The organism is Bacillus sp. EB600 (assembly GCF_024494385.1).
Lineage (GTDB): Bacteria > Bacillota > Bacilli > Bacillales > Cytobacillaceae > JAEVLT01.
In genome coordinates this window covers 13,238-38,166 of record NZ_JAEVLT010000040.1, presented here as the reverse complement: position 1 = coordinate 38,166, position 24,929 = coordinate 13,238, and the positions used below count along the sequence as shown (strand labels likewise).

Genomic DNA, 24,929 nt, shown 5'->3' with positions numbered 1-24,929 from the left:
GTTAGTCAAATAAGAATTTTAAATTAAAATCCAGCAATTATTAAGTGATATAATATTAATTAGTGATTTAAACTAATTCTAATGAGAAATGCCTAAAATTCAAGTGCAATTTTGTATACTTAATACTATGATGAAAATATACTTATACATTATTGTAATTTCAATTAAATATAATATTGTTCAGTCGCATTTGTAGTAAGACAGAGTTTATATACTATACGAAGGAAATGATAAAAATGACAAAAATAACAATGTGTCAAAGTTGTGGCTTACCTTTTAACGAAGAACACGTACATTTAATAGCAACAGAACCAGACGGAAGTAAAAGCATTTACTGTACATATTGCTATAAAGACGGAAAATTTATTGACCCCAATCTATCTATGGAAGAAATGATTGAGATGCTTGTACCTGTTTGGGGAAAAACAATAGGCGAAGAAGAAGCAAGAAAAGAACTGACAACTTTATTACCAACTCTTAAACGTTGGAAAAAAGCATAATCCTACGGTAAAACTTAATACCCAAAAGAGTTAAAGATGAGGATCGCTACGGCGATCCTTTTTCTTGTAATGCTAACGGTTCAGGTTAAAAAAGGAGTTGTTTTGTATATTTTTCAAAATAAATCAAAGAATAAAAAGATGAAAGAAAACAATGGAGGAATTAACAATGAAGGAAAGTAATCAAAATCAGAACGATCCTGAAAATAAAATGAAAATATTTAAAAACATAAATCAGTCAGCTTTAAACTACGTGCAGCCGGCTATTGAAAATACGGCAGAGTCGTCTCGAGATGCGACTCAAAACTTAGTTAATAATACAATCAATAACCAAAAAACGTAATAGTTTAAGTCAATTTATATCTGATTGACTTATCTTTTAATCCTACAAAACTTAAAGCGTGGAACGGAAGACCGAACTTACTTTATGTCAAGATACAGTGTGGTTAGTTAATAGTTATAAACATATCTATGATTTTTACTAACGTTGGAAAGGGGAAATTATGGAAGAGAACAAAAAGGTAACGCAGAAATTAAGTTATGAATCAGATGGAAAAATGGGTAAAAACAACAATAAGGTAAAGGCTAACAAAAAAGATCAGTCTGAATTTTTTAATACTACACAAAGCAGTGAATGAAAAAATAAAAGAGGTATACCCTAAGCGGGTTGATTTGTAGATTTAGTAAAAAGAGTGTGCTAATTCATTATTAACACACCTTTGTTCGATATTAAATCTAAAGTGTGATGATGCATAATTTGGTATAACCTTTTTATTCACAAAGAAGATTGTGAAGAAATGTGCTCAAACAAACGGGGGCGTTAGTAGAATAACCATTTATCGACTTTCAGTTTAGAGTCCCTAATATCTTAGTTATTTCCATTAACGAGCGCGATTATCGAAAGATGATCGCGCCAATTTCATGTTTAGGACCATTTAGTGAACACACTGGGGGCAGGCCTTTTTTCCCGAGCCTTCTTTGATTGAAGTATGAATAACAATAAATCGACTTACTTCTTTAATACCCCTTTTTTAACTAAATTCACAAGGATTCCTTTATTCTTGTAACGATTATATCCTATTAATCTATTTAAATCTTTGAGTGTTAATTGAGATTGATCAATCGCCAACACATATTCACCATTCAACTTTGCAATTAGGGATAGGGCATAATCGACTTGCTTTGCTGTTAATTTATCATCATCTTGATTTGCCGTTCCTTTTTGGTTAGAGTCTGATTCTTTAGTTTGGATTGTTTCAGCATGTTCTTTTAACTTTGCATCTATTAAAGCCTCCACATCAGCTTGGCTAATCGTTTGTACTTCTGGTTGAGCTGCCTTTTGATCCGCTTTAAATAGTTTTTCTAAAATCCCCTTAAGCACAATAACACCTCCTATTTCCTAGAGTCATTTATCTATGTATATCGGAAAAGTTGCTTTAACTCTATTATTAAAATAATAGGAAGAAAAAACAATACTTTTGGTGAAAATTGTTAATTGTTTGGTACTATTTTTTAGTAATTCTCAATATTTTCTTAAGGCTATTATACTATTTGTTGTATAATGGAGAAAAATGAAAATTTTGGAGTGGTTATTATGGCGGTTACAGTTCCGGAAACCATTCGATCAACGGCCACAACGGGTGAACGGTTATTATTTCGCACTTTAAAAATATTTTTACCGGACGATTACATTGTTTACTTTGAACCGGAAATACAGGGCAAAAGACCTGACTTTGTAATTATTGGTCCGGATTTAGGAATTCTTGTGTTAGAAGTCAAAGATTATACAAAAAAGACGCTTTTTCAAATAAACCATGAAGAATGGCACATTATCACGACTTTAGGGGATCAGGCAGTAATCAAAAGCCCAATGAAGCAAGCCAGAGACAACATGTTTCATGTGGTTGATGTCCTAAAGAAGGATAAAAATTTAATTCAATTAGATGGTAAGTATAAGTTTAGTTTAAAATTTCCATATGGCTTTGGAGTCGTTTTTACAAGGATGTTTTCCAAAGACTTTGTTGAAGAAGGACTTTACACGGTTATTGAGCCGAATCTTTGTTTCACGAGAGAGGAAATTGATCCCGATAAGGATGAGTTTTCAGAGGAAATCCTTATGGAAAAAATTTTGAATATGTTTGTTGTTCCATACCGTATAAAAGAACCACTTTCAAATGAGGACATTGATGCCATTCGCTATCATCTGTTTCCAGAGGTCCGGATTAGTGCTGAATTTAAACCACCTGTACCCTATCAGGATCAACTGCTGCTTTCCCTTCATGATATTAAGACTATGGACCTCCACCAGGAAAATTTGGCTAAACAAATTGGTGATAAAAATCGATTAATCCGCGGTGTAGCAGGGAGCGGTAAGACGATTATTTTGGCCAGCAGGGCCAAAATGCTGTCAAAACAAAATCCTGATTGGAAAATCCTTATACTGTGCTACAATATTTCACTTGCCAATGCGATTCAGCAAATGATCCTTCACATGCTGAATGAACCGGAGGATCTATTTGATTTTAACTTTTCAGGAGAAACCAACAATACGCCAGTACATACAAAAAACATAATTGTACGTAATTTTCATTCTTGGTTAAAAAATGATTTGAAAATAAGGGAGCAGCAATTGCCTGAAATCATTGAGAAAATCGAGAGGAAGGAAGCAATTCTGCCAACCTATGATGCGATTTTGATAGATGAAGGCCAAGATTTCGAAGCGGAGTGGCTTCGGCTTGTAAGCTTACTTATAAACGAAGAAACGCAGTCTTTATTATTAGTTGAAGATCGGGCCCAGACCATTTATAAAAGAAAGCGCTCTTATTTGCAGGACACAGGGCTGAGCTTCCAAGGCAGGTCAAAGGTGTTATCGATTAACTACCGAAATACGTCGCAAATTGTGAAGTTTGCCTGGGACTTCTACCGTGAACATTCCATGTTTAAAAATAAAGTCGTTAACCGTAATCTAGATGGCGAAATTATCGCACCACAAAGCACAAAACGAAAAGGACCTGAACCAGGAATCATCAAGGCAGCTAATTTTTTTGATGAAATGAGAGTAGTAGCAAGACAAATTAAGAGGCTTCATGTCGATCGAAAGGTTCCTTTAGACGAGATACTTATTCTTTACCGGGTAAAACGGACACATAAATATCCGATTATCGACATCATTAAGCGCTCGTTAAGTGCTGAAGGACTTCCTTATTATTGGATTACGGAAGATGATAAATCGAAGCGTTCATTTGAAAAAGAAGATGGCAAAGTCAAAATTAGCACCATTGACAGCAGCAAGGGCTTGGATTTTCAAGCTGTCTTTATCGTCAATGTCGATTCCATGCCGTTTCCATTGGAGGAGGACAAGGAGCGTGAGGTATCACTCCTCTACATTGGAATGACAAGGGCGAAGGAGTATTTGTGTTTGTCTTATTCGGGGGAATCAGAATTTACGGAGTATATGGATCAAATATTAAATTCTAGAGCCCCAAAAAAGATCGAAAAAGGACAAATAAATTAATGCATCATAACTATTAAAGGGTTTCTAGACCGTCTTTTTTAGAAAGGCTCTGTTAAATTTAAATGTTGATTTTTTATATAATCAATTAAGGGAACCTTCATTTGTCAAGGTTCCCCATTTTTTTCTTTAGCTAATGCCCCCGTTTGTCCAACAAGGGGAAAGAACGACTGCCCCTAAAAAAGACAGCCGTCCAGTCTTAAATATCAGTGTGTTTAGTTAAGCGAAGTATTTCTATATATGTCAGCATATCGTCTGTTTATTTGATTTTCTCCGCCAACTCTAAAATAATTCCTTCTGGACCACGAACGTAGCATAACTTATAACTTTCTTCATATTGCTGTATTTCACTAAAGATTTCCGTGCCCTTCTTTTTCAATTTTGCAACAATAGCTTCAATATCTTCAACAGCAAAGCAAATATGTCGGATACCCAGCGTATTTGCAAAAGGTTGCTGAATATCTTTTTCATCTGACGGCGTATAAAATTTGACTAGCTCTATCCATGCCTGACCATCTGGCATCCCCAATCCTACACATGCCGTTTTAACATCATTAAGCCCAACTATTCGGTCCAACAGTTCTCCATCCAATTCCCATTCTGCTTGCACTTCAAGTCCTAAATCAAGAAAAAACGCTTTAGCCTCTGAAAGATCATTTACGTTTATACTCACATGATCTATTCTATTGATCTTCATATCTCATACCTCCTTGAGATCAAGTACTCATCGCAGTATTATTCAACAAACTTATTGCAAATTCCTGTCACGTTTGTTAAATAAGCACTATACAGCGAATTTTGATAAGCGTAAACTATCGTAAGTATCTGTCATTTCAAAGACAAATAATGATAATTGAAAATCTTTAATATTGTGCTTTGTGTTTTCGTTACTGCGGCTATCGACAAACAAAAACCAGGCTAGGTAGTTATCAAGGTACTTCGTTGCGACACCTTTAAATCGGCTTATGAATTGTTTCAATCAGGAGGAGAACTAATAATGAACATTTTTGATGCGTTAAATATTTTTTATAGAGAAGATACAATTTCAGATTTTCTGATCAACTGTTTTAAAGATTCCAATAAGTTTTTAATTCGCTTTTTAAATGAAGCGAAGATTCAAGTAGGGGGGAACACAACTTTTCTGATAGATTCACGTGTTGGACTGGGTGAAAATATAGGAACTCCTGATATTGTTATTCGCGCATCAACTGATAACAAAATGAAATTTATCATTTTAGAAAATAAAATGGGTGCTGCAGAAGGACATGAACAAACTAACCGTTACGAGTCATTGGAGGCAAGAACTCGAATTGCCAATAAGTACAAGGTTGCTTTCGAAAATTCAGAATTTCATTACATCTTTTTGGCACTTGATACAACAGCCAGTCCTAAAAATTCACAATTTTCATTTTTAAACTATAACATATTTTTACTGGGAGATTGGCCACTACAGGAGGAAACTTCTTCAGTTTATATTTAAAGATTTTCAACAGAAACTCCTTAAATTTTACGAGCCATTAAATAAGCCATATGAAAGCATTGAATTGAATATTGAAATGGACGGAATACAGCGTAAAATTTGCTGGCAAACAATTTTATTTGAAACATTTTATTCGAATAAAGGGCTACATTTAGATTGGGGTGAAGCAGGGGGCGCTGGCCGAAGTAACTTTTTATTTTTAATTTCAAAGCCAAATTGGATCAGTAGCAAATCATTTAAGGAGTTAGGACTTGGGCAAACGTTTAATATCCATATTGATACCTATATAAATATGTTAGATAACAAAAGTAAAAGTGTGAAGGAGATTGGAATTCGATTTGAATCATTTCCATATAAACCACACAGTAAAATTAAAATTTTGCCTGATTATAATAGGTTTATGGAAAATAAGCGAGTTTTTGGGGAAAGGCTTTTTGAAAAAGCACATAAGCTGGGTATCCCAGCAAAACCGAAAAATTCAAAATTACTTGTCATGACTATTCAGATTCAAGCTACGACAATCTTTGAAACAGTTGGCAATATAAAAGAGCAATTTTATGCAATTGAACATTGTATAGATGAAGTTATTCATGAAATGAAAAAAGAGAATTTAATTAGATGATGACGAGGATTAGATTTTTTTACTTACTGATTGGTCCAGGGAAGTGTTCTAAATAATGAATTTGACTAGATTAAGATATTTAAATTGGACAAACTATCGCCTTTGTTTCTACTGATGCAAAAACCAAAGAAGCATTCGATCAAGCCACCAAATACTAAAATAAATTAACTAATTGCACTATGTGCTAAAAACAGCTCAGGCGATTTGGCAGGTTGGCAAAGGCGATGGAGTTTACTTAGGCATCTTAACTGAAGACGGATCCATAAAGGATTGGAATTTTTTTGCTCAATGGATAAAAGGAAACAACCAATTGATGTATGGGCAAACACAAGTACATAACAAACTGGTCAGGGACCATATCGCTGAAATCATCGAAAAAAGCAGTAAAAAATAAAAAATTACATAATAATCTAAAGTTGACTAAATACCCAGTAGGGTATATTATATGACTTGTCAATGAAATTGGTTCATTGAAGGAGGGAAGAAGCATGAATTACAATGATCAAATAAAAAACCGTGTAAAACGAATTGAAGGTCAGTTGAGAGGCATTATAAAAATGATGGAGGAAAATAAGGATTGTAAAGAGGTTATCACCCAGTTATCGGCATCAAGAGCAGCTATTGATCGTACAATAGGGGTTATTGTAAGTTCTAATTTAGTTGAATGTGTTCAAGAAGCCAAGATCCGTGATGGAAAAAGCATGGAAGAATTAGTGAAAGATGCTGTTAATCTTTTAGTAAAAAGTCAATAAATAAACGGGTTGACACCCTCTTTTATGATTCACTCTCTACCCTAAAAAAAAGATAATCTTTTAAATTTTAAAATACCCATACCTGTATTTAATTTTAGTGTTACAAAAGGAGGTTTACAAATGCAGTATCTAAATTATATTGTCATTGTATTAATTCTTTTCTTTATAATCAAACGATTCTTTCCAATAAAAGGGGTTAACAATATTTTCATAACAGATTTAAAAAAAGAATTAAATGACAAGAACAAACAATTTGTTGATGTCCGAACACCGGGTGAGTTTAAAGGAAACCATATCAGGGGATTTAAAAATATTCCTCTCAATCAGCTTGCTCAAAAAGCGGACATAGAACTTTTAAAGGGAAAAGAAGTAATTGTCATTTGTCAAAGTGGAATGAGAAGCCAGAAGGCAAGTAAAATACTTAAAAACTTAGGATTTACTAAAGTAACCAATGTCAAAGGCGGCATCAGTGCTTGGATCTAAACCCGAAATTAGGAGGATAATAATATGAAACAAATTTCAGCAAAAGAAGTCGAAACATTATTAAATCAGGGAAAGAATGTAAATGTTATTGATGTTCGTGAGGTGGATGAAGTAGCATCTGGTAAAATCCCTGGTGCTATTACTATTCCTTTAGGATTAATTGAGTTTCGCATGAATGAATTGGATAAATCAAAGGAGTATGTCATGGTTTGCCATTCCGGAGGCAGAAGTTCTCGTGCCACACAATTCCTTGAGAGCTATGGATTTAACGTGATCAACATGGAGGGTGGAATGCTTGCTTGGGAAGGTAAAGTAGAATGAATATTTAAAATATAAAAATACCAATGGGTATAAAAAAGCAGGTTTGTAATGAACAACATGAAAGCAAACCTAAATAGTAGATGCAAAAGGATTAGCAGTCCCGGTAAATACTAACGTAATGTAATTTTTATTGACTATATACCCATATGGGTATAAAATGATGTTTGTAGTTAAAATTACTTTTAATGGCCAAATAGGAGGCATACTAATGAATGAAAAAGTAGCAATTATCGCAAGCAATGGTGGATTATTCGATGCATACAAAGTATTTAATATTGCAACAGCGGCTGCTTCAATGGATCAAGAGGTTGCTATTTTCTTTACCTTTGAAGGATTAAACTTAATTCATAAAGAGGCAAATAAACAGCTACCTATGCCGGCAGGAAAAGAGCATTTTGCCGAAGGTTTTGCAAAGTCAAATGTACCTTCTATTCCTGATATGGTTGCAATGGCACAAGAATTAGGAGTTAAATTGATTGGCTGCCAAATGACAATGGATGTAATGGGACTTGAAAAAGAAGTATTTGTTGATGGAATTGAAGTCGGTGGCGCTGTAACATTTCTACAATTTGCTAAAGATGCTGATGTAACACTTACTTTCTAATGTACATGTATAGATACCATGCTTGCAAGCGGAATTCAGCATAGTCTGTTTTACTTACAAGCTTTTGAAACAAAACCGCTATATATTTTTTTGCTCTGTTTATACCATATGGGGTATTACTAAGAAGTTGGTGTGAAAAATCACGCATAAAACATTAGGAGGATGTTGCATGACACAAAAAGTGATTATCGTGGGTGGAGTTGCAGGCGGGGCTACAGCTGCAGCAAAGTTAAGAAGAATAAGTGAAGACGTAGAGATTATTCTTGTTGAACGTGGCGAATATATTTCATTTGCAAACTGTGGTTTACCTTATTATATTGGGGAAACCATTACTGATAGAAGTAAATTATTGGTACAAACAGTAGAAGGTATGTCAGATCGGTTTAACATGGATATTCGCAATCTAAGTGAAGTAGTGGGCATTGATCCTGATCATCATACGGTAACGATTAAAAATTTACGAAACGGTGAAGAGTACAAAGAAACATATGACAAATTATTGTTATCACCTGGGGCAAGCCCGATTGTACCTTCAATCCCAGGCCTAAAGGAAAATGACACATTATTTACTCTAAGAAATATTCCCGATACTGACAAAATCAAAAACTATGTAGATCAACAAAAGCCGAAAAAAGCAGTTATTGTTGGAGGCGGATTTATCGGTATTGAAATGGCAGAAAACCTGGCAGACCGTGGGATTGAAGTCACGATTATTGAAATGGCTAATCAAGTAATGGCGCCGATTGATTTTGAAATGGCAAGTATTTTACACCATCATATCAAAGAGAAAGGTGCCCGATTAATACTAGAAAATGGTGTACAATCTTTTGGAGATCATGGAAAGAAGACCATTTTATCTGATGGTACGAAAGTAGAAACAGATATGACCATTCTTTCTATTGGAGTAAGACCAGAAAATGAATTAGCAAAAAAAGCTGGACTTGAATTAGGGGCACGAGGCCATATTACCGTAAATGAATATCTGCAAACCTCTGATAAGGATATATATGCTGTAGGTGATGCCATTGAAGTAGTAGATTATATTAATGGAAATCAAACAGCGATTCCTCTTGCTGGACCGGCAAATAGGCAAGGGAGAATTGCAGCGAAAAATATGATGGGACAAAAAGAGAAATATCAAGGAACACTGGGTACATCAGTGGCAAAAGTATTCGATTTAACGGTAGCTTCAACTGGAAACAATGAAAAAACACTAAAACGTATTGGTATACCTTATGAGGTTCTTCATATCCATCCTAGTTCACACGCAGGCTATTATCCAGGGGCTTCGCAAATTTCGTTAAAACTTATTTTTAACAAAAAAACCGGTAAGATATATGGTGCACAAGCTGTAGGGGTGGATGGAGTTGAAAAACGAATAGATGTCATTGCAACAGCGATCAAAGGTAGTTTAACAGTTGAAGAGTTAACCAATCTCGAACTATCCTATGCGCCGCCATATTCTTCAGCAAAAGATCCTGTTAATATGGCAGGTTATGTGGCAACAAACCTGCTCGAAGGGGAGTTAGAACATATTCAATGGCATGAGGTAGATCAAATTGTTGCTGATGGCGGGCTGTTAATTGATGTCCGTGAACCGATGGAGCGTGAATTTGGTTATATTAATGGGTCTGTCAATATCCCATTAAACGATCTTAGAAAGAGACTAAGTGAAATACCAAAGGACAAAACGGTATACGTGAGCTGCCAAGTTGGTTTGAGAGGATATTTAGCTAGTCGAATTTTGAAAAATAGCGGGTATCATGTAAAAAATGTCGATGGCGGTTGGAAAACATATTCATCTGTCTATGGCAGTAATATTCATTTGAATGTAGAAACAACAACAAATGATTTAGGTGAAACCATTATTCCAGATGAAAAAGATATAAAAGTGGATGAGATTGTAGATGTAACCGGATTATCATGTCCGATGCCTATTGTGAAATTAAAAAAAGGCATAGAGACAATTGAAAGTAATCAAGTTTTGGAACTTCATGCAACAGATAGAGGAACATTAAGTGACTTACCTGCATGGTCGAAAAATGCTGGCCATACAATCCTAAAAACAGAACAAGATGGACCAGTCATTAAATTTTGGATTAAAAAGAAATAGAGGTACATGCTGAAGGTGAAAACCACTAGGAGAGTGTAAATAATTATGCCATAACAGATTATAGAGCTTTGCGACTCATCAAAATGATATAAATACCTATTATAGATGTTCATATCATTGTATAAAACCTATAAAAACACCTTTTTGTTGTTATAAGTTATGTTCGCTGCGTATTTTTATGAGTAATGCCCGGCAGCCGGCTGAAACAAGACGATAGGTTTCATCAAAATCACCTGTGAAAAATGGATCGGGGACATCTTTCCTGTATTTGGTTAGGTCGAGCAGCCTAATGATCTTTGGATGATTAGGCTTGCCGAATATCCTGTAAATATTTTTGAGGTTGCTTTCATCCATACCGATAATATAGTTGAACTTCCAAAAGTCTTCTTTCTTTAGTTGGCGTCCAACAAGCCCATTAGAAGAGATATTGTATTTCTTTAGAATATCAAGAGTTCCTTCGTGTGGAGGGAAGCCGAATTGCCATGAACTGGTTGCAGCGGAATCAACTGCAATTTTGTTTGTCAATTTTTCTTTTTTGACTAAGTAACGAAACAAAGCTTCAGCCATCGGTGAACGACAAATATTCCCCAAGCATACAAATAAAACGTTGATCATGTACTTAACCCCTTTTAATTTATCTTTTTTCCCATTTTAATAGTCTTTTTTGAAATGAATTATGTATTTACAAAATAGTGGATTAGACAGGTGTGTTGTATTGCACACCTCCAGCCATTATTGGAGCCCTTTAATACGAAGCTGCTCCAACGATGATAAGAAGTATAAACAATACAATGATTAGAGTAAAACCAGCTTCGTATGCACCATCTGCCACGTAAAGAGCCTCATTCCATTCGTAATTACAAAATATGTACAAAACAGAAATATGGAACAGCTCTAGCATTAAATCTGCTTATTTTTTATGTGAAGGTACTGAAGGGGATTATGTTAAAAAGAATAAGAGGTTTTTGCAAACTTTATAATTGCCCAAGAAATTTTTCATCAATTTCATAACCTTTTCATCTTGACTGATCACACCAGATTTTAACATGTTCTATTCAAGGAAAGATTAAAGGAGAAGTCAATCTAAAGTAAAAAACATCGGCTAAAAACCGATGTTTTTGATTTCCTTATTTTGAAAGGTTTTGTTCAGTTTTAGGAACCAATGGAATTCGGTTGTAAGTGTTGATAATAATACGCCCAATTGGCCTAAACACCGAATTAAATGTATATACAAGCCTACTCGTAAATAATGCAACAATAATACTTGCTAGTACATCAAAAGGATAATGGTGGCCAACATAAACACGAGAAGTTCCAGTTAATATTGCAAATAAGAGCATTCCAATCCCAATTTTACGATGTTTCCGCCATAAAACCGCCAGTGCAAGTGAAAATGCACCTGTTGTATGATCGCTTGGGAACGAAGAATCTTTTGCGTGTTGAATCAATAAATGAACATGATGTGTTATGAATGGACGAGGTTCATAATAGATATGACCTAAGATAAAATTAATAAATAACCCTAATGCTCCAGTTATTACGGCAAATACAACTGTATATTTATATTTTTCTTTTCCGAAAAACCACATAAGAAGCAGAACTAACGCATAAACAATCAATGCATCTTTCGTAACGAAAACCATTAAACCATCTAAAAAGGGATGATGGCCTGCACTTTGATTGATAGCTTGAAATAATTTGTAATTCATTTAAAACCCTCCTTGAGGTTAATGAAGTGTCTAACTCATTAATCATGATGTTTCCTATAATAAATTTTTAAATTCCATTTTATATCTTAAAATGGAACTGTTGCAGCTGCTGTCATTAAGATTGGTCTGATTCTTGAAAGACTGCCATTCAACACAGCTTCTTTAACAGTCATCGACAATACGTCCCATCGCAACAATCAAACCAGAAACAGTTAAAATGTTTATCAAAACTGGGTAACTTAAATATATAGAATGAACCTGTTCATTCACTGAATAAAACATTAAAAATTCCTTAAGATGAAAAATTAATTTAAAAAAAGTGCTACATTGTAGATAAAATGAAAGTGGATTGATCTTTTTTAACGTTCGAAATATTTGGAGGCATTTATGTCATATTTACTATCTTTATTTGCACAACATAGTTATCTAATTTTATTTATAGGGATTTTTTTAGAACTCATGGCTCTCCCAATTTCTGGGGAAGTCCTAATGAGCTATGCAGGATACTTTGTATATCAAGGGAAAATGAATTACATTTTGGCACTCTTTACTGTATTTCTATCAGCGGGTGCGGGTATTACAGTAACATATTGGATCGGGAAGGCAGGCGGATATAAACTAATCGAAAAGTACGGGAAATATATACACCTCGGACCTGAAAGATATAATAAAATAGCCGCTTGGTTTGAGCGGTCAGGGAGTAAATTATTAATCTTTGCCTATTTCATTCCAGGGGTTCGACATTTTACTGGTTATGTTTCAGGGATTTCTAGAATACCTTTTCGAAAATTTATCATACCTGCCTATACAGGTGCATTTTTATGGGGAATTTGTTTTATCACATTAGGAAAAGTATTGGGTCCCGAATGGAAGGCTTTCCATCAAGCAGCAAGTAAATATTTAGTCCTTTTTCTTATTGTTTTGGCTGTTTTATTAGCAGGATTCTTGGTGTATCGATTTTATAAAAACCAAATTAAGGACTTTTTTATTCGGTTGTTACAAAGGTTAAGCTCTCGACTAAAAACCATAAGAGCAACAGAAATCTTTCTGATCTCTCTCACCTTAGTTTTAATCGGAATGGTTAGCCTAATGTTGGGAATGGCACAAGACTATTTATATAGTGAGTTTACTCAGTTCAATCAAATCACTGAATATATGGTTCACTCTGTCGTTTATATGGGTTGGATGCAGGGATTTTTAGTATTCCAACAGCCCTTTGCGTTTGGCAGCATTGTCGTGCTAACCATTATCCGCATTTGGATAAAGGGAAGAAACAGGGTGCTGGAGTATCTTTTACTTATCGTTTCCATTTTTGGAGCCATCCCTTTTCGTGCATCCATTATGGAGGTTTTTTCTTTCCTCCGAAAATTTGGTTTCGTGGAGAAATTTCATTCATCCAATTTTCCTGATTTAAATGCCATTATTATAGTTGTCATCTATGGAACCTGCTTATTTTTACTGGTTCGTCATTCGGATAAGATTTATTTGACCATCGTTGTTCCTTTGATTGGATTAGTCATATTAATGGGTCTAGCGATTGTGAATATCACTTTGACAAATGTACTGCCAAGTGATCTTGTTGGTGGATATGTATATGGCGGTGTTTGGATATTTTTCAACTTCTTGTTGTTTGAAATGTTTCGACTTGTCCTTGAAAAGTATTAAACTTGAATATGAGGAAATTACGATTTGGTTAGAAGGGAAGAGTTTGAGGTGGAAACACATATTCTTGTGGTTGAGGATGAAACCAAGATTGCCCGTGTCTTAAAAATGGAGTTGGAATACGAAGGTTATCAGGTAACAGTAGAGCATGACGGTAAAACAGGTTTAGAGACCGCCTTACAAACAGATATCGATTTGATATTATTGGATGTGATGCTGCCAGGATTAAGTGGAATCGAAGTATTGAGGAGATTAAGAAAGGAAAACAGGAATACCCCTGTTATTCTTTTAACAGCTCGAAATACAACAATGGATAAAGTATCTGGCTTAGACCATGGAGCAAATGACTATGTTACAAAACCTTTTGAAATTGAAGAATTATTGGCCAGAATTCGTGCCTGTTTACGCGATCATTCTCAATCAGAGGAAGAAAAATCAGTATTGAAGGTTAACGACTTAGTAATAGATATAGATACAAGAGAGGTATCAAGGCACGGCAAGACCATTTCCTTAACTCCAAAGGAGTACGATTTTCTTGTTTATTTAGTAACGAATAAAAATAAAGTGGTCTCACGAGATAACATTCTACTGAATGTTTGGGGATTTGACTATGAAGGTGAAACGAACATAATAGATGTCACTGTAACACATCTTCGGAAAAAGATAGATCAAGGCTTTTCTTTCCCATTTATTACAACCGTCCGTGGTGTAGGATATACGATAAAGGAAGAAAATAGATGAGGATCACCACAAAAATTAATCTTTTAACAACTGCTTGGATGTTATGCATAATGATCGTGATTAATATGGTAGTTTACTTTTCATTCATGAAAATTACGATTAATATGGAGGAAGATTCCCAATTTCAAAAGGCAGGCGACATTTTAAAAGATCTCGATTCCAGTGATATTGACAGAAAATTAAATAGTTATTTAACTGACAACTCTTATATCAGGATTATCCAGCCACAGAACAAAGTGATTCATGAGGTAACAAATGATTCATTACTATCAAAAAAAATAAAAGGTAAATACGTCAAGACAAACCAAACCCAGACATATTTGATTTCGGCCGAACACGGCGAAGAGGAAGTATTAATTGTCCGTGTTCCTATAAATAGTGGAAATCAAATTAATAGTAGCTTGGAAATTGGGGAACGCTTAATAGGGTTGGAATCGAGAAAAGAGATGCTTCGTGCCATTTTAGGATTTTGTACTATATTAGCTGCTTGCTTATCATTACTCGGAGGACGATGGCTAGCTAATATAATCATGAGACCGATTTCTAATATGATTAAAACGATGGAGGAAATTGAAAAGAGTGGTGTTCCCAAGAAAATCATCACTGAAAATAAAACAAAGGATGAACTCCAGACAATGGCAAGAACGTTTAATCGTATGATTCAAAGACTTCAAGAAAATATGGAAAAACAAAAACAGTTTGTTTCTGATGCTTCTCATGAGTTAAAAACACCTTTAACAGTGATTAAGAGTTATGCTAATTTTTTGAGAAGGCATGGATTGGATGATAAAGAAATGGCTAACGAAGCAATCCAAGCCATTCATTCAGAGGCAACTAGAATTCAAAAAATGACCGAGACATTTCTAGACATAGCTAATTTAGAGAAAAAAGAGATTTTAGAAATAAATGAGGTTGATTTGGTATCTTTATGCCAAGGCATTTTAAAACAACTTAAAGATGTATATCGACGTGAAATAATATTACATTTTAAAGATCATTCAACCATTATTCGTGCAGATGAATTAAAAATCAAACAGGTGATCATTATTTTACTTGATAATGCACTAAAATACAGTAATGACAAAGTTGAAGTGTTTTTAGAAAACATTGAGCAAAATGCCGTTATACGAGTAAAAGATTATGGAATTGGAATCCCGCAGGAAGAGATAAAAAATATTTTTGAACGGTTTTACCGTGTAGATAAGGCAAGAAGCAGGGAAACAGGAGGCACCGGTTTAGGTCTTCATATTGCCAAAAGTATTATGAAATTGCATAAAGCTGAGATTAACATTATAAGCAAAGAAGGGGAAGGAACAGAGGTAGTATTAATCTTCCCGCAGTAAAAAGCTATGGATCACTGTAATAACAATCTTATCTTTGATAAGGAGGCTGCTGAAATAGAACCAGAAAAAGTAAATGACCTATTCAAATTAGGTCATTTTATTTTTCGATCAATTTTTGAACGGAAGAATGATCCGTATATGTGAAATTCAATTTTCAATCCTGATTTTAATAAAAGTTACGAATAAGTATAAAATTATTCATATTGATATTCAGATGAAGATGTGTTGCAGCAAGGCCTGGTACTGACTTTCGGTATTTCCTAAAAGAGGTGAAGTTATGGAATCTGAACGACAATCGAAAAAACAATTTTTCGGATTAAACTCAATTATTTTTGTCCTTGGAATGGTTAGTCTATTGACCGACCTTTCTAGCCAGATGATTGTTCCTGTCCTTCCACTATATTTAACAACAGTATTACATGTGCAAGTTGGGACTGTAGGTATTATTGAGGGGATTGCTGAGAGCACGGCAAGCGTATTAAAGTTTTTCTCTGGATGGATTTCTGACCAATTTGGCAAAAGAAAACTGTTAATGGTAGTAGGTTATGGATTATCTAATCTGATTAAACCTTTTTTCGCACTATCATCATCTTGGGGTCAAGTTCTCTTTATTCGGTTTGCGGACCGCTTTGGAAAAGGGATTCGTACATCCCCACGAGATGCCATCCTTGCCGATACTACTAATAAGGAAGAACGTGGAAAAGCATTTGGATTTAGAAGGTCAATGGATACACTGGGTGCTGCTCTTGGCCCTTTGGTCACCTATTTGATTCTTACTTATTGGAATGGGAGTTATCAGGCTGTATTTTGGTTATCTGCAATCCCTGGATTACTTGCAACATTACTCCTCATCATCTTCTTAAAGGATAAAAGGAATCCAGCAAAAACACAAAGCAATGTAAGATCATTACCCAAGATTAGCTTTAAGGGGCTTGGTTCACGTTTTGTTTGGTTCACACTTATAACTACACTCTTTACCATAGGGAACTTCTCTGATGCATTCCTTATCTTGCGGGCCAAAGACGTTGGTATGGCAGCTCAATATATACCACTGACTTATTTTGCATACAACATCGTTACAAGTATCTTTTCTACTCCATTTGGTATGATTTCCGATCGTATTGGTCGCCGACCAGTTTTAATTACAGGTTATGTAATGTTTGCACTCATTTACCTTGGCTTTGGACTTGTACATACAGTCCCTGGAATTTGGATTTTATTTATTTTTTATGGGTTATATTACGCTACTACAGAAGGTATTCAAAAGTCTTATGTGGCTGATATGGTACCAGAAGGTCAAAGAGGTATGGCAATGGGAACATTTAATGCATTAACGGGTGTAGCCGCATTGCCAGCAAGTGTATTGGCAGGGGTTTTGTGGCAGTCATTTGGTGCTTTTACAGCTTTTGGTGTAAGCAGTTTACTCGCTATTATTTCGGCATTGCTAATGTTCATCCTTCGTATATAACGTGTAAACAAGGACTAGCCCTCAATTTAGGACTAGTCCTTGTTGTTTTAACTCGTCTGTTTCCGTTTATATTGTCGTTCTGTATATCTTTGATAAACCCCAATGGCAAAGGTAAGCCAGAAGGCACTAATAAAATAACCAGCTATTATATCACTGGGATAATGACTCCCAGATAAATCCGGCTAATTCCTATGGTTAGAATCATAAATACGCTAAAATGGTTAAAATAAAGCACTATTATACGACTCGACGTATTAATTTTTTTAAAGGCTTTCTCCGTTTGAACTTTTTAATTGATTTCCTTGTAGCAAGAACAAGAGGGGTTCTTCTTCTCTTCCTTGATTTCAACTTTCCTTTTTCAGCCGAAGTTACGTAATCCAAAATATCTTGTGCAGCATGTGGATTGATAAACTTTCTTTGGGATTCCATCATTATTTTTAACTTTTCTCCATCATTTTCCAATAACTGATCGATAATCGGTTTAAGATTTTCGCTGTCTTGACAATAGACACCTAATAGATGTTTTTCTGCAAATAACGGATTATCTTTTTCCTGTCCTGGCAGTGCTCCTGTAATAATCATTGGCAAATTTGTTGCTGCTGCTTCGAACATGGTATTTGGGCTTCCTCTCATGATGCCAATATCGGCAGCAAGCATGAGATCCTGTATGTTCTTGGTAAACCCTAAAACGTCTACACGTTTGTCAAAACGAGGTTTCAGGGAGCTTTCTAACTCTGCTTTTAATGTTTCATTTCTTCCCGCAATGATCGTCACTGTACAGTCAAAGTGATTCAGCAGGTTTTCCGCAATCGCATTCATATCCCCTACGCCTTCGCCGCCGCTCATCATTAAAAAGTTAAGTTCAGATTTCATTTCAAATGGTTTTCTTTGATGACCTAGGAATCTCTCTCGAACAGGGAATCCCACGACATGAATTTTTTCTTTAAGCACGCCATATTCTAAGCACTTTCCCTTTGCTTCTTTAGTCGGACATAGAATAAAGTCAGCTCTGGGATCGCACCATAATGGATAAATATTAACTAAATCAGCAATAAGAGTTCCAAAAGGAATTTGAATTTTTTCTTTTCTTAAAATATTTATGATTGATCCGTTAAAGTTTGGGTGAATCGACAAGATTACATCTGGTTTTACTTCATCCAACAAAACCAAAAATGCGTCTTTAATCATATTTTCTACACCTTTGTCTATCGCATAAGAATTCATAGCAGAAACATGCCATATTGCATTCCATAATTGGGCAGAATATCTTGTAATGGGACCATAAGATTTACCAATATTTAATAATGCTGATCCTCCTAATGAGAAGCCATCCACAACATGTATTTGTGCTTGCTCGCTTTCACCAATTTTTTCTTGTAATGATTCAGCAATGCTTTTATGCCCGTGGCCTGTGTAATCAGAAGAAATTATTAGGATTTTTTTATTCACAGTACCAATCTTTCCTCCACAAACGGATGATTTGTATTTAACACTCGTTAATCATAATTTAGCCATTTTGGTTTTATAAATTCCTAGTGTAGATTAGAAACATTTTCCCGTTCATTTTCTAAAAACATAAAAAAGCCTTTTACAAGTTAAAAGATGTTCTATTGTCAGTATGGGGGGAATTTCTCTTTAATGGTTTACCGCCCGCACACCCATGACTTCAGTCGTGGGAGGTTCAATGTATTGAACTAGGGTTCAAAAAGAACAGCCGTGTTTATTGGAAAATATGCCGACTTTAACCAAAATGCTTTTTTATCTAAAAGGCTATATTAAGGAGTTAACCCTCGTTTGCACTGGGTGTTATAACTATGTAGAACTTCCACCATGCAAAGGTGGATTAGTTGAGAATATATTTAAAACGTTCAATTTTTACATCTAGTTTCATTCTTTTACTGGAGTAATCTTGAAACAATTTGGATAGCCATAGCATCATCGATAAAACCAAACGGAAAAATATAATCTGGAATAACATCTACTGGTACAATGAAGTAAATTAGTGCACTTCCAATTAAAATGAGTTCAAGATGTGTCCCTTTCTTCAAACAAAATTTCTCATACATATCCTTCAAACGATTTATAAATGGTCCTATGCTGCCTACTTTCCGAAGCTTCTCATCAAAACTCTTCAAAATATAATCTTTTCCTTCTTCAGTTTGTACATATTGTTTATAATTAGCTAATTGCTGTTCAACACTTGCTATAGAAAATTTATTATCATATAAATTGGAGGACTCAAGTACATTTTGAATGCTGTAAACAGACGTATGAATATCTGAATACTCCTTTGTCTGCTTCGGCTCAATGGGAAAACCTGCAGCTACAAATAATTCAACGATAGGAACTCCAAGACAGTCAGCAAATTTTTGTAAGTGTTCGGGATTTGCTTTTCTTTTACCGTTTATTATCCGTGAGACCGTAGCTTTATCTATTTCAGTGAGTTCACTAAGTTTCCTCATTGAAAAAGATCGTTCTTTCAATAATTTTTTTAAAAGCACACCTAGATTATTATCTATTCTTACATCAGTCATCTTTACCTCCCTCTCTATTTACCAATTATTGTTAATCAGGATAAAATAAACATATGACACTTTAAATTTTAAAATTATTAACCTCATTTAATCTATGATTTATATAGTTTCATTTAGAAATATACATATCGATTGACAATTTAACAACAGTGCCTTTTAGTTACCCACAACATATGCCGCTTTCCTTAAGGTCTAATGAATCCAAATGCTAAAAGAACTCTCTAATAGCAATCACTAAAATAATTATTCCACTTATGATGGTTCCAAATTGGCCTAGTGTAAATGGGCCAATACGCACTGCAGATAATTTGTAACCTAACTTAACACCTGCCCAAACACTGATAAAACTGCCAATTGCAGCCGTTAGTGAAATAGCAAACGGTGAAAACCCTAGTAAACCTGCACCTAATCCATTAGTAAGTGCATTAGCTGATAGTGCAACTCCAAGAATTACGGATTCCCCCCAACTAATTTCTCCGGATTTATCGATATCTGCCACTTCAGGATTTTTTAAAATACCTTCAATACTTTTCTGTCCTTCAGGGTTCTCTCCTAATTTGCTTTTACGAGGAACAGCTAATAAAATGATTCGAATCCCGATAATAGTTAATAAAAGAGCTCCAATGATTATAGGGAACATACCAGGAAGAATTTTTGAAAGCCATAATCCAAATGAAATTCCAGCTTCACTCATGAGAAAGCAGATTATGGAAATCAAAAAATTAGCACCTAACCGAATTTTTATCTCTCGAATACCATAAGAAATTCCTACTCCTAAATTATCAATACTTGATGAAGTGGCAAAAGCCAAGATGACTAACCAAGACAAAATAAAACACTCCCTAATTTTTTTACATTTTATTGTTTTAATTGACTAAAAGTGCTTGTCAATTTCAAAAGATTGATCAAATGTCAACGACTGATGTAAATCTAACAAGGGGAATTTTTATATCTTAAACGATAATTAAAAACTACAAGAAAATGACTCCCAACTTTTGAAGATAAAGAGGGTCAGATCCTTTTGTACAGTACGAAGTTTCTTATGTATACCACTTGAAGTTCCGATAGTGGCAAGTAAAATTCATTTAGTTCTTTTCGGAATGCGAAGATAAAAGGTAAATAGTAAAGAGGCAAAGTGGAATAATAGATAGAACGAGGAATGTTTAAAAACCATTTAATGGTTGTTTATCATTCATTTGAGCACTTTAATAAGAAATATAAATGGTGGCCGTAAAATAAATGGACACATGTGGCCGCTGTCATAATCACGTTTCACTTTATTTGCTTTGGATTTTACATTTTTTCAGGACAATTCATTCATAAAGGAGCATGAAGCGCATGGAATTTGAGGAGCAGGTTGTTGCATTAGTGGCAGAAATTTGCCAAGACGATGTAATAAAGGAGAATCCAAATATTGATTTATTTGAATCAGGACTTCTTGATTCATTCGGGACGGTAGAACTGCTTGTCCAAATAGAAGAACGTTTTGGAATCACGGTCCCTATTACCGAATTCGATCGCGATACATGGAATACCCCAATTAAAATCGCGAAGAGGTTGGCAGATTTAAAATGAAAAAAATATTATTTTCACCGATAATCATGGCATTTTTTACTTTTTTTATGCTTATTATGATTCCGAATAGCTGGATTGAGCGTTTGATTCCGAAACAAAGGGTAAGTCAAGCAGCGACGGAATTAAATCCATTAATGTTTCAAGGAAAGTATATTCAGTCGAAAATGCTTCAGGATCATCGATACTTGCCTATATACGGTTCTTCTGAGCTATCAAGGCTTGATGAATTCCACCCTTCCAATTACTTTAAAGAAAATAAAGCTGGATTCACTCCTTTTCTGATTGGACGCGGCGGCTCAATTTCATTGATCCATTTTCTTAACTTTGCTGAACATACGGACGAGCTTAAAGGAAAGAAACTTGTTTTTATCTTATCACCACAATGGTTTCAACCTCAAGGAGCCGACGAGCCCCATTTTGTCCCTAATTATTCAATGCTCCAGGGATATGATCTTGCTTTTAACCATAAGATTGATCCAAAAGTGAAAAAGATGGCGATGAGACGAATATTACATTTCGCACCTTTAAAAGACGATCGAATGCTTGCAACGCTTTATAAGGCAGAAAATTCTAATAATCCGTGGGATAAGGGAAAAGCAGCATTGGTCCGTCCATTTGCCTATGCGTATAGGAGTGCACTCGGGAAAAAGGATTTATACTACGCATTGTTTGGCGCTTCTCCTCGCAAACGAGAAATCAATCCTGTAGTACGGCATAAATCTTGGGCGCAATTAAGACATGAAGCAAATCAAATGGGTCAACGGGAGTCGACAAATAATCCATTTTTAATCATTAATTCTAAATACAATAAAATTAAAAAACGGGTACCTTCCATGCGAAACTATAACAGGGGAGTCTCCTATGGGCATTCCGTTGAATATTATGACTTTCAGCTAGTGCTTGATCTTTTAAAAGAATCAGGTGCGAAACCATTATTTATCTCGATTCCAGTCAATGGAAGATGGTATGATTATACCGGGTTTCCCAAGAGTGGACGGACAGCTTATTACAAGCGGATTAAACATCAAATTGAAGCAGAAGGTTATCCAGTTGCTGATTTTTCCAACCACGAATACGATCCTTATTTTTTGAAAGACACGATGCATGTTGGCTGGAAAGGCTGGGTTTATGTTGACAAAGCCATTAAGGATTTTTACAACGAGAGATAAGGTGCCTGGTTCTTTGCTGGATAGCAGAGCGTTCATATGGAGTAGATAGTGTCCGTGGTCTGACAAAAAAGGGGAGTATAGTGACAAGAAAAAGCCGGCAGGTTTAAATCCTGCCTGCCGGTTTAGTTGTTTTTGCGATCATCTTACTTGAATAGAAGCAGTAAAACTTTCTTTTTCAGAAAAAGTTAAATCAATCGATAAACGATCAGGATTAAATTCATGATAGTCCCGCAAATAGACGGCAACCGCGTCGATCAAATCCTGTTCATATAATCTTACTGTACGTCCTGCAAGTTAATGCAGACGCACTAAATCCTGATGCTGGTGTGAACTCTAAATCGACATCAACCTGTTCAGGTTTTACATTTTCACGAATGGACATGTAGACACAAACACTATCGACGATGTCCTGCTCATTAAAGCGTAACTCCAAAGTTAAGCCGCCTCCTTACTATCTTCTCATTCTAAAAACTTTTTTAATAACCCAAACGATAAGAACAATAACCAGGATATCCATCAGAATTCCAAGAATGGAAAATCCGGAACCGGCCATTGGGTGAGATCCATAGTTGTGCCCGCCAAATGGGTTTAGCATTTTGCCTATATAGGCCCCAGCTCCAAATGCCGCAGCGTGAGTCAGGAAACTTCTAAATTTTGACGACGGCTGGGCAGATGCCTGTGTGTGTGATGGTGTTCGATTGACGTTGGTTGACGCTGATTTATATCCTGAATGATAGGTGCTTCCGGAAGAAAAGCTTGAAACCACATGGGAACCAATTGTTGAACTGTGCCGGTAAGAACTGTGGCCGCTAAAAGTGCTAGCTTCTGCAAAATGAGGCAAGACAAAAGCCAACATCAACATAAAAATTAAGATTAGTTTTTTCATTGTGAAATCCTCCTTAACTCTCCAATTGAAAAAAGGGACTTAAAGGATCATGGAATCTGAATGAGCGCTTTTGTCAGCTGCCCTATTCTTTTTTTATAGAAGCCTTTTTTGTCCTCGTTTCTACTCTAGTTACCAAACTGACTCCTTGTTCCTGAAATCCAGTGTAAATTTAAGCGGTTCGTGGCTGTAAAACATTTTGAAATAATTTCATATATTATCTAGGATATTTCACAGTAAGTTCTTTGCTTGCATATTTGATTCCAGGCTTTCGTTGATTGTAATCGTACTTTCTTTGTTTTTGTTAATAAATGAAAGTAAAATTGTTGAAAGCTTTAAAAATATAAACCCTGCTACCACTGCATCATCCGTATAACCGCCAATAACGATAAAATCTGGAATTAAGTCGATAGGGTTTATAAAGTAAAGTAGCGCTGCCGCGAGCCACGCACGATCTGATTTGGTTAAATTTGAAGAATGAAAAAAGCATAAATACATTGCTCGTAACCGTTGGATCATGTCGGCAAATCCGCTTATATGATATAGCTTAATTAAAAATCCATCTTTTAATTGTGCCGAGACATCATATGTTAGACATTGTTTATAGAGGTTTTTAACCAGCTGGTATAGAACGGCATAATTGATTTCTGGCAGCTCTTCTTGAAGTGCCCCTTCAATACTTTGATTGTGAATGCGGTCGACTACTTCATAGAAAGCCAGCAGCAGCGTTTCTTCTTTGGAATCTATATAACGTTTATATAAGCTGTATGCTTCTAGTAACAATGGGCTTTCTAGCACATCTGCTATGATAGAAACTTCCTCATTTGTAGCTATTCTTTTGCCGTTTATCACTCGTGAAATGGCAGGTTTATTTGTCTTTACGATGCCGGTTTGATTCATTCTCTTAACTAGTTCTTCAGCGCTGATGCCCTTTTTATTTAAAACAAACCGTAAACATGCCCCGAAGCTTTGTGTATTCATATCCATGCGTTATCACCCTTAGGTATTATATCATGCTATAAATTCAGTAAAAATGAAATTATTTCATTTTTTTAGTGAAATTATTTCATTATTTTACTAAAAATGAATTGACAGAAAAAATATTCAGTCGTAAAATTCATTCGATTGTTATAAATCCTTGTTGGTAAGTCTCCCCCTCCTCGGAAGCCGTACAGGACAATTGGCAGCCGGGAATTACCGGATAACGTCTCTTTCTGTTTGATTGAAATTTTTTATAGGGGCTAAAGGGATTATGGAGGGAAACGACGTCTTTAAGTATGTCGTTTACATTTAGGGATGACCCTCGATTTGGGGGTATTATTGTTTCTGAAAAAAATTTTGGAGAACACTAATTGTAATCACAATACATGTCCTTGGGATCGTTATAGTTTTATGCATTAAGCAGGTTAGAAGGAAATCTGCTTCCCCCTAAATGACGATTTACGATGAGGAGGTTACGCTG

Annotated in this window: 31 protein-coding genes and 2 pseudogenes; 20 read left to right on the top strand and 13 right to left on the bottom strand. The window is 35.3% G+C overall.

Annotated elements, in window-relative coordinates; translation table 11 throughout:
• Positions 1-236 precede the first annotated feature (236 nt).
• The 4 genes from JN080_RS24260 to JN080_RS24245 all read left to right on the top strand — a co-directional run bounded on the left by JN080_RS24260 (position 237) and on the right by JN080_RS24245 (position 1,135).
• Positions 237-500 carry a zinc ribbon domain-containing protein gene (locus JN080_RS24260; protein ID WP_256238559.1) on the top strand — a complete coding sequence of 88 codons (264 nt, stop codon included), beginning with the start codon at positions 237-239 and terminating at the stop codon, positions 498-500.
• Positions 501-536: 36 nt separating this feature from the next.
• On the top strand, positions 537-680 hold the full coding sequence (locus JN080_RS24255; RefSeq protein WP_256238558.1) for a hypothetical protein: 144 nt from the start codon (positions 537-539) through the stop codon (positions 678-680).
• On the top strand, positions 667-840 hold the full coding sequence (locus tag JN080_RS24250) for a hypothetical protein (protein WP_256238557.1): 174 nt from the start codon (positions 667-669) through the stop codon (positions 838-840). The genes JN080_RS24255 and JN080_RS24250 overlap by 14 nt, the downstream gene beginning before the upstream one ends.
• Before the next feature lie 160 nt (positions 841-1,000).
• The gene (locus JN080_RS24245; RefSeq protein WP_256238556.1) at positions 1,001-1,135 is read left to right on the top strand and encodes a hypothetical protein; all 135 of its coding nucleotides are present in this window, start codon (positions 1,001-1,003) and stop codon (positions 1,133-1,135) included.
• A gap of 371 nt (positions 1,136-1,506) precedes the next feature.
• Here the strand turns inward: JN080_RS24245 and JN080_RS24240 are convergent, their stop codons facing one another.
• Positions 1,507-1,878, bottom strand: a complete 372-nt coding sequence (locus tag JN080_RS24240) for an ABC transporter ATP-binding protein (protein WP_256238555.1) — start codon at positions 1,876-1,878, stop codon at positions 1,507-1,509.
• 213 nt (positions 1,879-2,091) lie between these two features.
• On the opposite strand from JN080_RS24240, the gene JN080_RS24235 reads away from it, so the two are divergent.
• On the top strand, positions 2,092-4,011 hold the full coding sequence (locus JN080_RS24235) for a 3'-5' exonuclease (protein WP_256238554.1): 1,920 nt from the start codon (positions 2,092-2,094) through the stop codon (positions 4,009-4,011).
• A gap of 256 nt (positions 4,012-4,267) precedes the next feature.
• On the opposite strand, the gene JN080_RS24230 is transcribed toward JN080_RS24235, so the two are convergent.
• Together JN080_RS24230 and JN080_RS24225 are read right to left on the bottom strand one after the other, a co-directional pair.
• A complete protein-coding gene (locus JN080_RS24230) occupies positions 4,268-4,705 on the bottom strand; it encodes a VOC family protein (RefSeq protein WP_256238553.1) in 438 nt (145 codons plus the stop codon).
• 87 nt (positions 4,706-4,792) lie between these two features.
• A pseudogene (locus JN080_RS24225) lies at positions 4,793-4,987 on the bottom strand (IS1595 family transposase); the annotation flags it as partial.
• An 18-nt stretch (positions 4,988-5,005) separates the two neighbouring features.
• Between JN080_RS24225 and JN080_RS24220 the strand changes: the two are divergent.
• From JN080_RS24220 to JN080_RS24185, 8 genes are all read left to right on the top strand, one after another.
• On the top strand, positions 5,006-5,488 hold the full coding sequence (locus JN080_RS24220; protein ID WP_375141755.1) for a PD-(D/E)XK nuclease family protein: 483 nt from the start codon (positions 5,006-5,008) through the stop codon (positions 5,486-5,488).
• A gap of 64 nt (positions 5,489-5,552) precedes the next feature.
• Positions 5,553-6,110 (top strand): hypothetical protein, encoded by a 558-nt coding sequence (locus JN080_RS24215; RefSeq protein ID WP_256238552.1) that lies wholly within the window; start codon positions 5,553-5,555, stop codon positions 6,108-6,110.
• Between the two features lie 181 nt (positions 6,111-6,291).
• Complete coding sequence (locus JN080_RS24210) at positions 6,292-6,504, top strand: hypothetical protein (protein WP_256238551.1); 213 nt, start codon at positions 6,292-6,294, stop codon at positions 6,502-6,504.
• A gap of 94 nt (positions 6,505-6,598) precedes the next feature.
• Positions 6,599-6,862 (top strand): metal-sensitive transcriptional regulator, encoded by a 264-nt coding sequence (locus tag JN080_RS24205; RefSeq protein ID WP_256238550.1) that lies wholly within the window; start codon positions 6,599-6,601, stop codon positions 6,860-6,862.
• Between the two features lie 120 nt (positions 6,863-6,982).
• On the top strand, positions 6,983-7,345 hold the full coding sequence (locus tag JN080_RS24200; RefSeq protein ID WP_256238548.1) for a rhodanese-like domain-containing protein: 363 nt from the start codon (positions 6,983-6,985) through the stop codon (positions 7,343-7,345).
• Between the two features lie 24 nt (positions 7,346-7,369).
• Positions 7,370-7,666, top strand: coding sequence for a rhodanese-like domain-containing protein (locus JN080_RS24195; protein ID WP_256238547.1), 297 nt, complete (start codon positions 7,370-7,372; stop codon positions 7,664-7,666).
• Positions 7,667-7,874: 208 nt separating this feature from the next.
• Entirely contained in the window at positions 7,875-8,270 is a 396-nt protein-coding gene (locus tag JN080_RS24190; RefSeq protein WP_256238546.1) for a DsrE/DsrF/DrsH-like family protein, read from the top strand.
• Positions 8,271-8,439: 169 nt separating this feature from the next.
• Positions 8,440-10,383 carry a CoA-disulfide reductase gene (locus tag JN080_RS24185; RefSeq protein WP_256238545.1) on the top strand — a complete coding sequence of 648 codons (1,944 nt, stop codon included), beginning with the start codon at positions 8,440-8,442 and terminating at the stop codon, positions 10,381-10,383.
• A gap of 150 nt (positions 10,384-10,533) precedes the next feature.
• On the opposite strand, the gene JN080_RS24180 is transcribed toward JN080_RS24185, so the two are convergent.
• From JN080_RS24180 to JN080_RS24170, 3 genes are all read right to left on the bottom strand, one after another.
• Positions 10,534-10,998 carry a low molecular weight protein-tyrosine-phosphatase gene (locus JN080_RS24180; RefSeq protein ID WP_256238544.1) on the bottom strand — a complete coding sequence of 155 codons (465 nt, stop codon included), beginning with the start codon at positions 10,996-10,998 and terminating at the stop codon, positions 10,534-10,536.
• A 130-nt stretch (positions 10,999-11,128) separates the two neighbouring features.
• A complete protein-coding gene (locus tag JN080_RS29545) occupies positions 11,129-11,284 on the bottom strand; it encodes a YjcZ family sporulation protein (RefSeq protein ID WP_305474961.1) in 156 nt (51 codons plus the stop codon).
• 226 nt (positions 11,285-11,510) lie between these two features.
• Positions 11,511-12,092: an undecaprenyl-diphosphatase gene (locus tag JN080_RS24170; RefSeq protein WP_256238543.1), complete on the bottom strand. Its 582-nt coding sequence runs from the start codon at positions 12,090-12,092 to the stop codon at positions 11,511-11,513.
• Positions 12,093-12,479: 387 nt separating this feature from the next.
• Here JN080_RS24170 and JN080_RS24165 point away from each other — a divergent pair, with 387 nt between their 5' ends.
• From JN080_RS24165 to JN080_RS24150, 4 genes are all read left to right on the top strand, one after another.
• Complete coding sequence (locus JN080_RS24165) at positions 12,480-13,757, top strand: VTT domain-containing protein (RefSeq protein WP_256238542.1); 1,278 nt, start codon at positions 12,480-12,482, stop codon at positions 13,755-13,757.
• Positions 13,758-13,805: 48 nt separating this feature from the next.
• Positions 13,806-14,495, top strand: coding sequence for a response regulator transcription factor (locus tag JN080_RS24160; protein ID WP_256238541.1), 690 nt, complete (start codon positions 13,806-13,808; stop codon positions 14,493-14,495).
• Positions 14,492-15,838 (top strand): sensor histidine kinase, encoded by a 1,347-nt coding sequence (locus tag JN080_RS24155; RefSeq protein WP_256238540.1) that lies wholly within the window; start codon positions 14,492-14,494, stop codon positions 15,836-15,838. Before JN080_RS24160 ends, JN080_RS24155 begins: the two co-directional genes overlap by 4 nt.
• Positions 15,839-16,115: 277 nt before the next feature.
• Positions 16,116-17,306 (top strand): MFS transporter, encoded by a 1,191-nt coding sequence (locus JN080_RS24150; RefSeq protein ID WP_256238539.1) that lies wholly within the window; start codon positions 16,116-16,118, stop codon positions 17,304-17,306.
• Between the two features lie 237 nt (positions 17,307-17,543).
• Here JN080_RS24150 and JN080_RS29725 read toward each other — a convergent pair whose 3' ends face one another.
• The 3 genes from JN080_RS29725 to ytaF form a co-directional block, all read right to left on the bottom strand.
• The gene (locus JN080_RS29725; RefSeq protein WP_256238538.1) at positions 17,544-18,755 is read right to left on the bottom strand and encodes an MGDG synthase family glycosyltransferase; all 1,212 of its coding nucleotides are present in this window, start codon (positions 18,753-18,755) and stop codon (positions 17,544-17,546) included.
• A 446-nt stretch (positions 18,756-19,201) separates the two neighbouring features.
• Positions 19,202-19,840 carry a helix-turn-helix domain-containing protein gene (locus JN080_RS24140; protein WP_256238537.1) on the bottom strand — a complete coding sequence of 213 codons (639 nt, stop codon included), beginning with the start codon at positions 19,838-19,840 and terminating at the stop codon, positions 19,202-19,204.
• 208 nt (positions 19,841-20,048) lie between these two features.
• Positions 20,049-20,669, bottom strand: a complete 621-nt coding sequence (gene ytaF / locus JN080_RS24135) for a sporulation membrane protein YtaF (RefSeq protein WP_256238536.1) — start codon at positions 20,667-20,669, stop codon at positions 20,049-20,051.
• Positions 20,670-21,014: 345 nt separating this feature from the next.
• Here ytaF and JN080_RS30015 point away from each other — a divergent pair.
• The 3 genes and pseudogenes from JN080_RS30015 to dltD all read left to right on the top strand — a co-directional run.
• Positions 21,015-21,173, top strand: a pseudogene (locus JN080_RS30015) (D-alanyl-lipoteichoic acid biosynthesis protein DltB); the annotation flags it as partial.
• A 5-nt stretch (positions 21,174-21,178) separates the two neighbouring features.
• Positions 21,179-21,415, top strand: coding sequence for a D-alanine--poly(phosphoribitol) ligase subunit DltC (gene dltC / locus JN080_RS24130; protein WP_256238535.1), 237 nt, complete (start codon positions 21,179-21,181; stop codon positions 21,413-21,415).
• On the top strand, positions 21,412-22,584 hold the full coding sequence (dltD, locus tag JN080_RS24125) for a D-alanyl-lipoteichoic acid biosynthesis protein DltD (protein WP_256238534.1): 1,173 nt from the start codon (positions 21,412-21,414) through the stop codon (positions 22,582-22,584). Before dltC ends, dltD begins: the two co-directional genes overlap by 4 nt.
• Positions 22,585-22,722: 138 nt before the next feature.
• Here dltD and JN080_RS30010 read toward each other — a convergent pair whose 3' ends face one another.
• The 4 genes from JN080_RS30010 to JN080_RS24110 all read right to left on the bottom strand — a co-directional run bounded on the left by JN080_RS30010 (position 22,723) and on the right by JN080_RS24110 (position 24,454).
• Positions 22,723-22,818 (bottom strand): hypothetical protein, encoded by a 96-nt coding sequence (locus JN080_RS30010; protein ID WP_375141757.1) that lies wholly within the window; start codon positions 22,816-22,818, stop codon positions 22,723-22,725.
• 31 nt (positions 22,819-22,849) lie between these two features.
• Positions 22,850-23,017, bottom strand: a complete 168-nt coding sequence (locus tag JN080_RS24120; protein WP_256238533.1) for a DUF2653 family protein — start codon at positions 23,015-23,017, stop codon at positions 22,850-22,852.
• Between the two features lie 18 nt (positions 23,018-23,035).
• Positions 23,036-23,470, bottom strand: a complete 435-nt coding sequence (locus JN080_RS24115; protein ID WP_256238532.1) for a hypothetical protein — start codon at positions 23,468-23,470, stop codon at positions 23,036-23,038.
• A 228-nt stretch (positions 23,471-23,698) separates the two neighbouring features.
• Entirely contained in the window at positions 23,699-24,454 is a 756-nt protein-coding gene (locus tag JN080_RS24110; RefSeq protein WP_256238531.1) for a DUF1232 domain-containing protein, read from the bottom strand.
• Positions 24,455-24,929: the final 475 nt, after the last annotated feature.

Bases quoted from the DNA above. Each gene is read 5' to 3' on its own strand.
- JN080_RS24205 (WP_256238550.1), top strand. From the start codon at position 6,599: ATGAATTACAATGATCAAATAAAAAACCGTGTAAAACGAATTGAAGGT.
- dltD (WP_256238534.1), top strand. From the start codon at position 21,412: ATGAAAAAAATATTATTTTCACCGATAATCATGGCATTTTTTACTTTT.
- dltC (WP_256238535.1), top strand. From the start codon at position 21,179: ATGGAATTTGAGGAGCAGGTTGTTGCATTAGTGGCAGAAATTTGCCAA.
- JN080_RS24115 (WP_256238532.1), bottom strand. From the start codon at position 23,470: ATGAAAAAACTAATCTTAATTTTTATGTTGATGTTGGCTTTTGTCTTG.
- JN080_RS24255 (WP_256238558.1), top strand. From the start codon at position 537: ATGAGGATCGCTACGGCGATCCTTTTTCTTGTAATGCTAACGGTTCAG.
- JN080_RS24200 (WP_256238548.1), top strand. From the start codon at position 6,983: ATGCAGTATCTAAATTATATTGTCATTGTATTAATTCTTTTCTTTATA.
- JN080_RS24195 (WP_256238547.1), top strand. From the start codon at position 7,370: ATGAAACAAATTTCAGCAAAAGAAGTCGAAACATTATTAAATCAGGGA.
- JN080_RS24220 (WP_375141755.1), top strand. From the start codon at position 5,006: ATGAACATTTTTGATGCGTTAAATATTTTTTATAGAGAAGATACAATT.
- JN080_RS24230 (WP_256238553.1), bottom strand. From the start codon at position 4,705: ATGAAGATCAATAGAATAGATCATGTGAGTATAAACGTAAATGATCTT.
- JN080_RS24185 (WP_256238545.1), top strand. From the start codon at position 8,440: ATGACACAAAAAGTGATTATCGTGGGTGGAGTTGCAGGCGGGGCTACA.
- JN080_RS24260 (WP_256238559.1), top strand. From the start codon at position 237: ATGACAAAAATAACAATGTGTCAAAGTTGTGGCTTACCTTTTAACGAA.
- JN080_RS24165 (WP_256238542.1), top strand. From the start codon at position 12,480: ATGTCATATTTACTATCTTTATTTGCACAACATAGTTATCTAATTTTA.
- JN080_RS24110 (WP_256238531.1), bottom strand. From the start codon at position 24,454: ATGGATATGAATACACAAAGCTTCGGGGCATGTTTACGGTTTGTTTTA.
- JN080_RS24140 (WP_256238537.1), bottom strand. From the start codon at position 19,840: ATGACTGATGTAAGAATAGATAATAATCTAGGTGTGCTTTTAAAAAAA.
- JN080_RS24235 (WP_256238554.1), top strand. From the start codon at position 2,092: ATGGCGGTTACAGTTCCGGAAACCATTCGATCAACGGCCACAACGGGT.
- JN080_RS24155 (WP_256238540.1), top strand. From the start codon at position 14,492: ATGAGGATCACCACAAAAATTAATCTTTTAACAACTGCTTGGATGTTA.
- JN080_RS29545 (WP_305474961.1), bottom strand. From the start codon at position 11,284: ATGCTAGAGCTGTTCCATATTTCTGTTTTGTACATATTTTGTAATTAC.
- JN080_RS24245 (WP_256238556.1), top strand. From the start codon at position 1,001: ATGGAAGAGAACAAAAAGGTAACGCAGAAATTAAGTTATGAATCAGAT.
- JN080_RS24190 (WP_256238546.1), top strand. From the start codon at position 7,875: ATGAATGAAAAAGTAGCAATTATCGCAAGCAATGGTGGATTATTCGAT.
- JN080_RS24180 (WP_256238544.1), bottom strand. From the start codon at position 10,998: ATGATCAACGTTTTATTTGTATGCTTGGGGAATATTTGTCGTTCACCG.
- JN080_RS24250 (WP_256238557.1), top strand. From the start codon at position 667: ATGAAGGAAAGTAATCAAAATCAGAACGATCCTGAAAATAAAATGAAA.
- JN080_RS24170 (WP_256238543.1), bottom strand. From the start codon at position 12,092: ATGAATTACAAATTATTTCAAGCTATCAATCAAAGTGCAGGCCATCAT.
- JN080_RS24150 (WP_256238539.1), top strand. From the start codon at position 16,116: ATGGAATCTGAACGACAATCGAAAAAACAATTTTTCGGATTAAACTCA.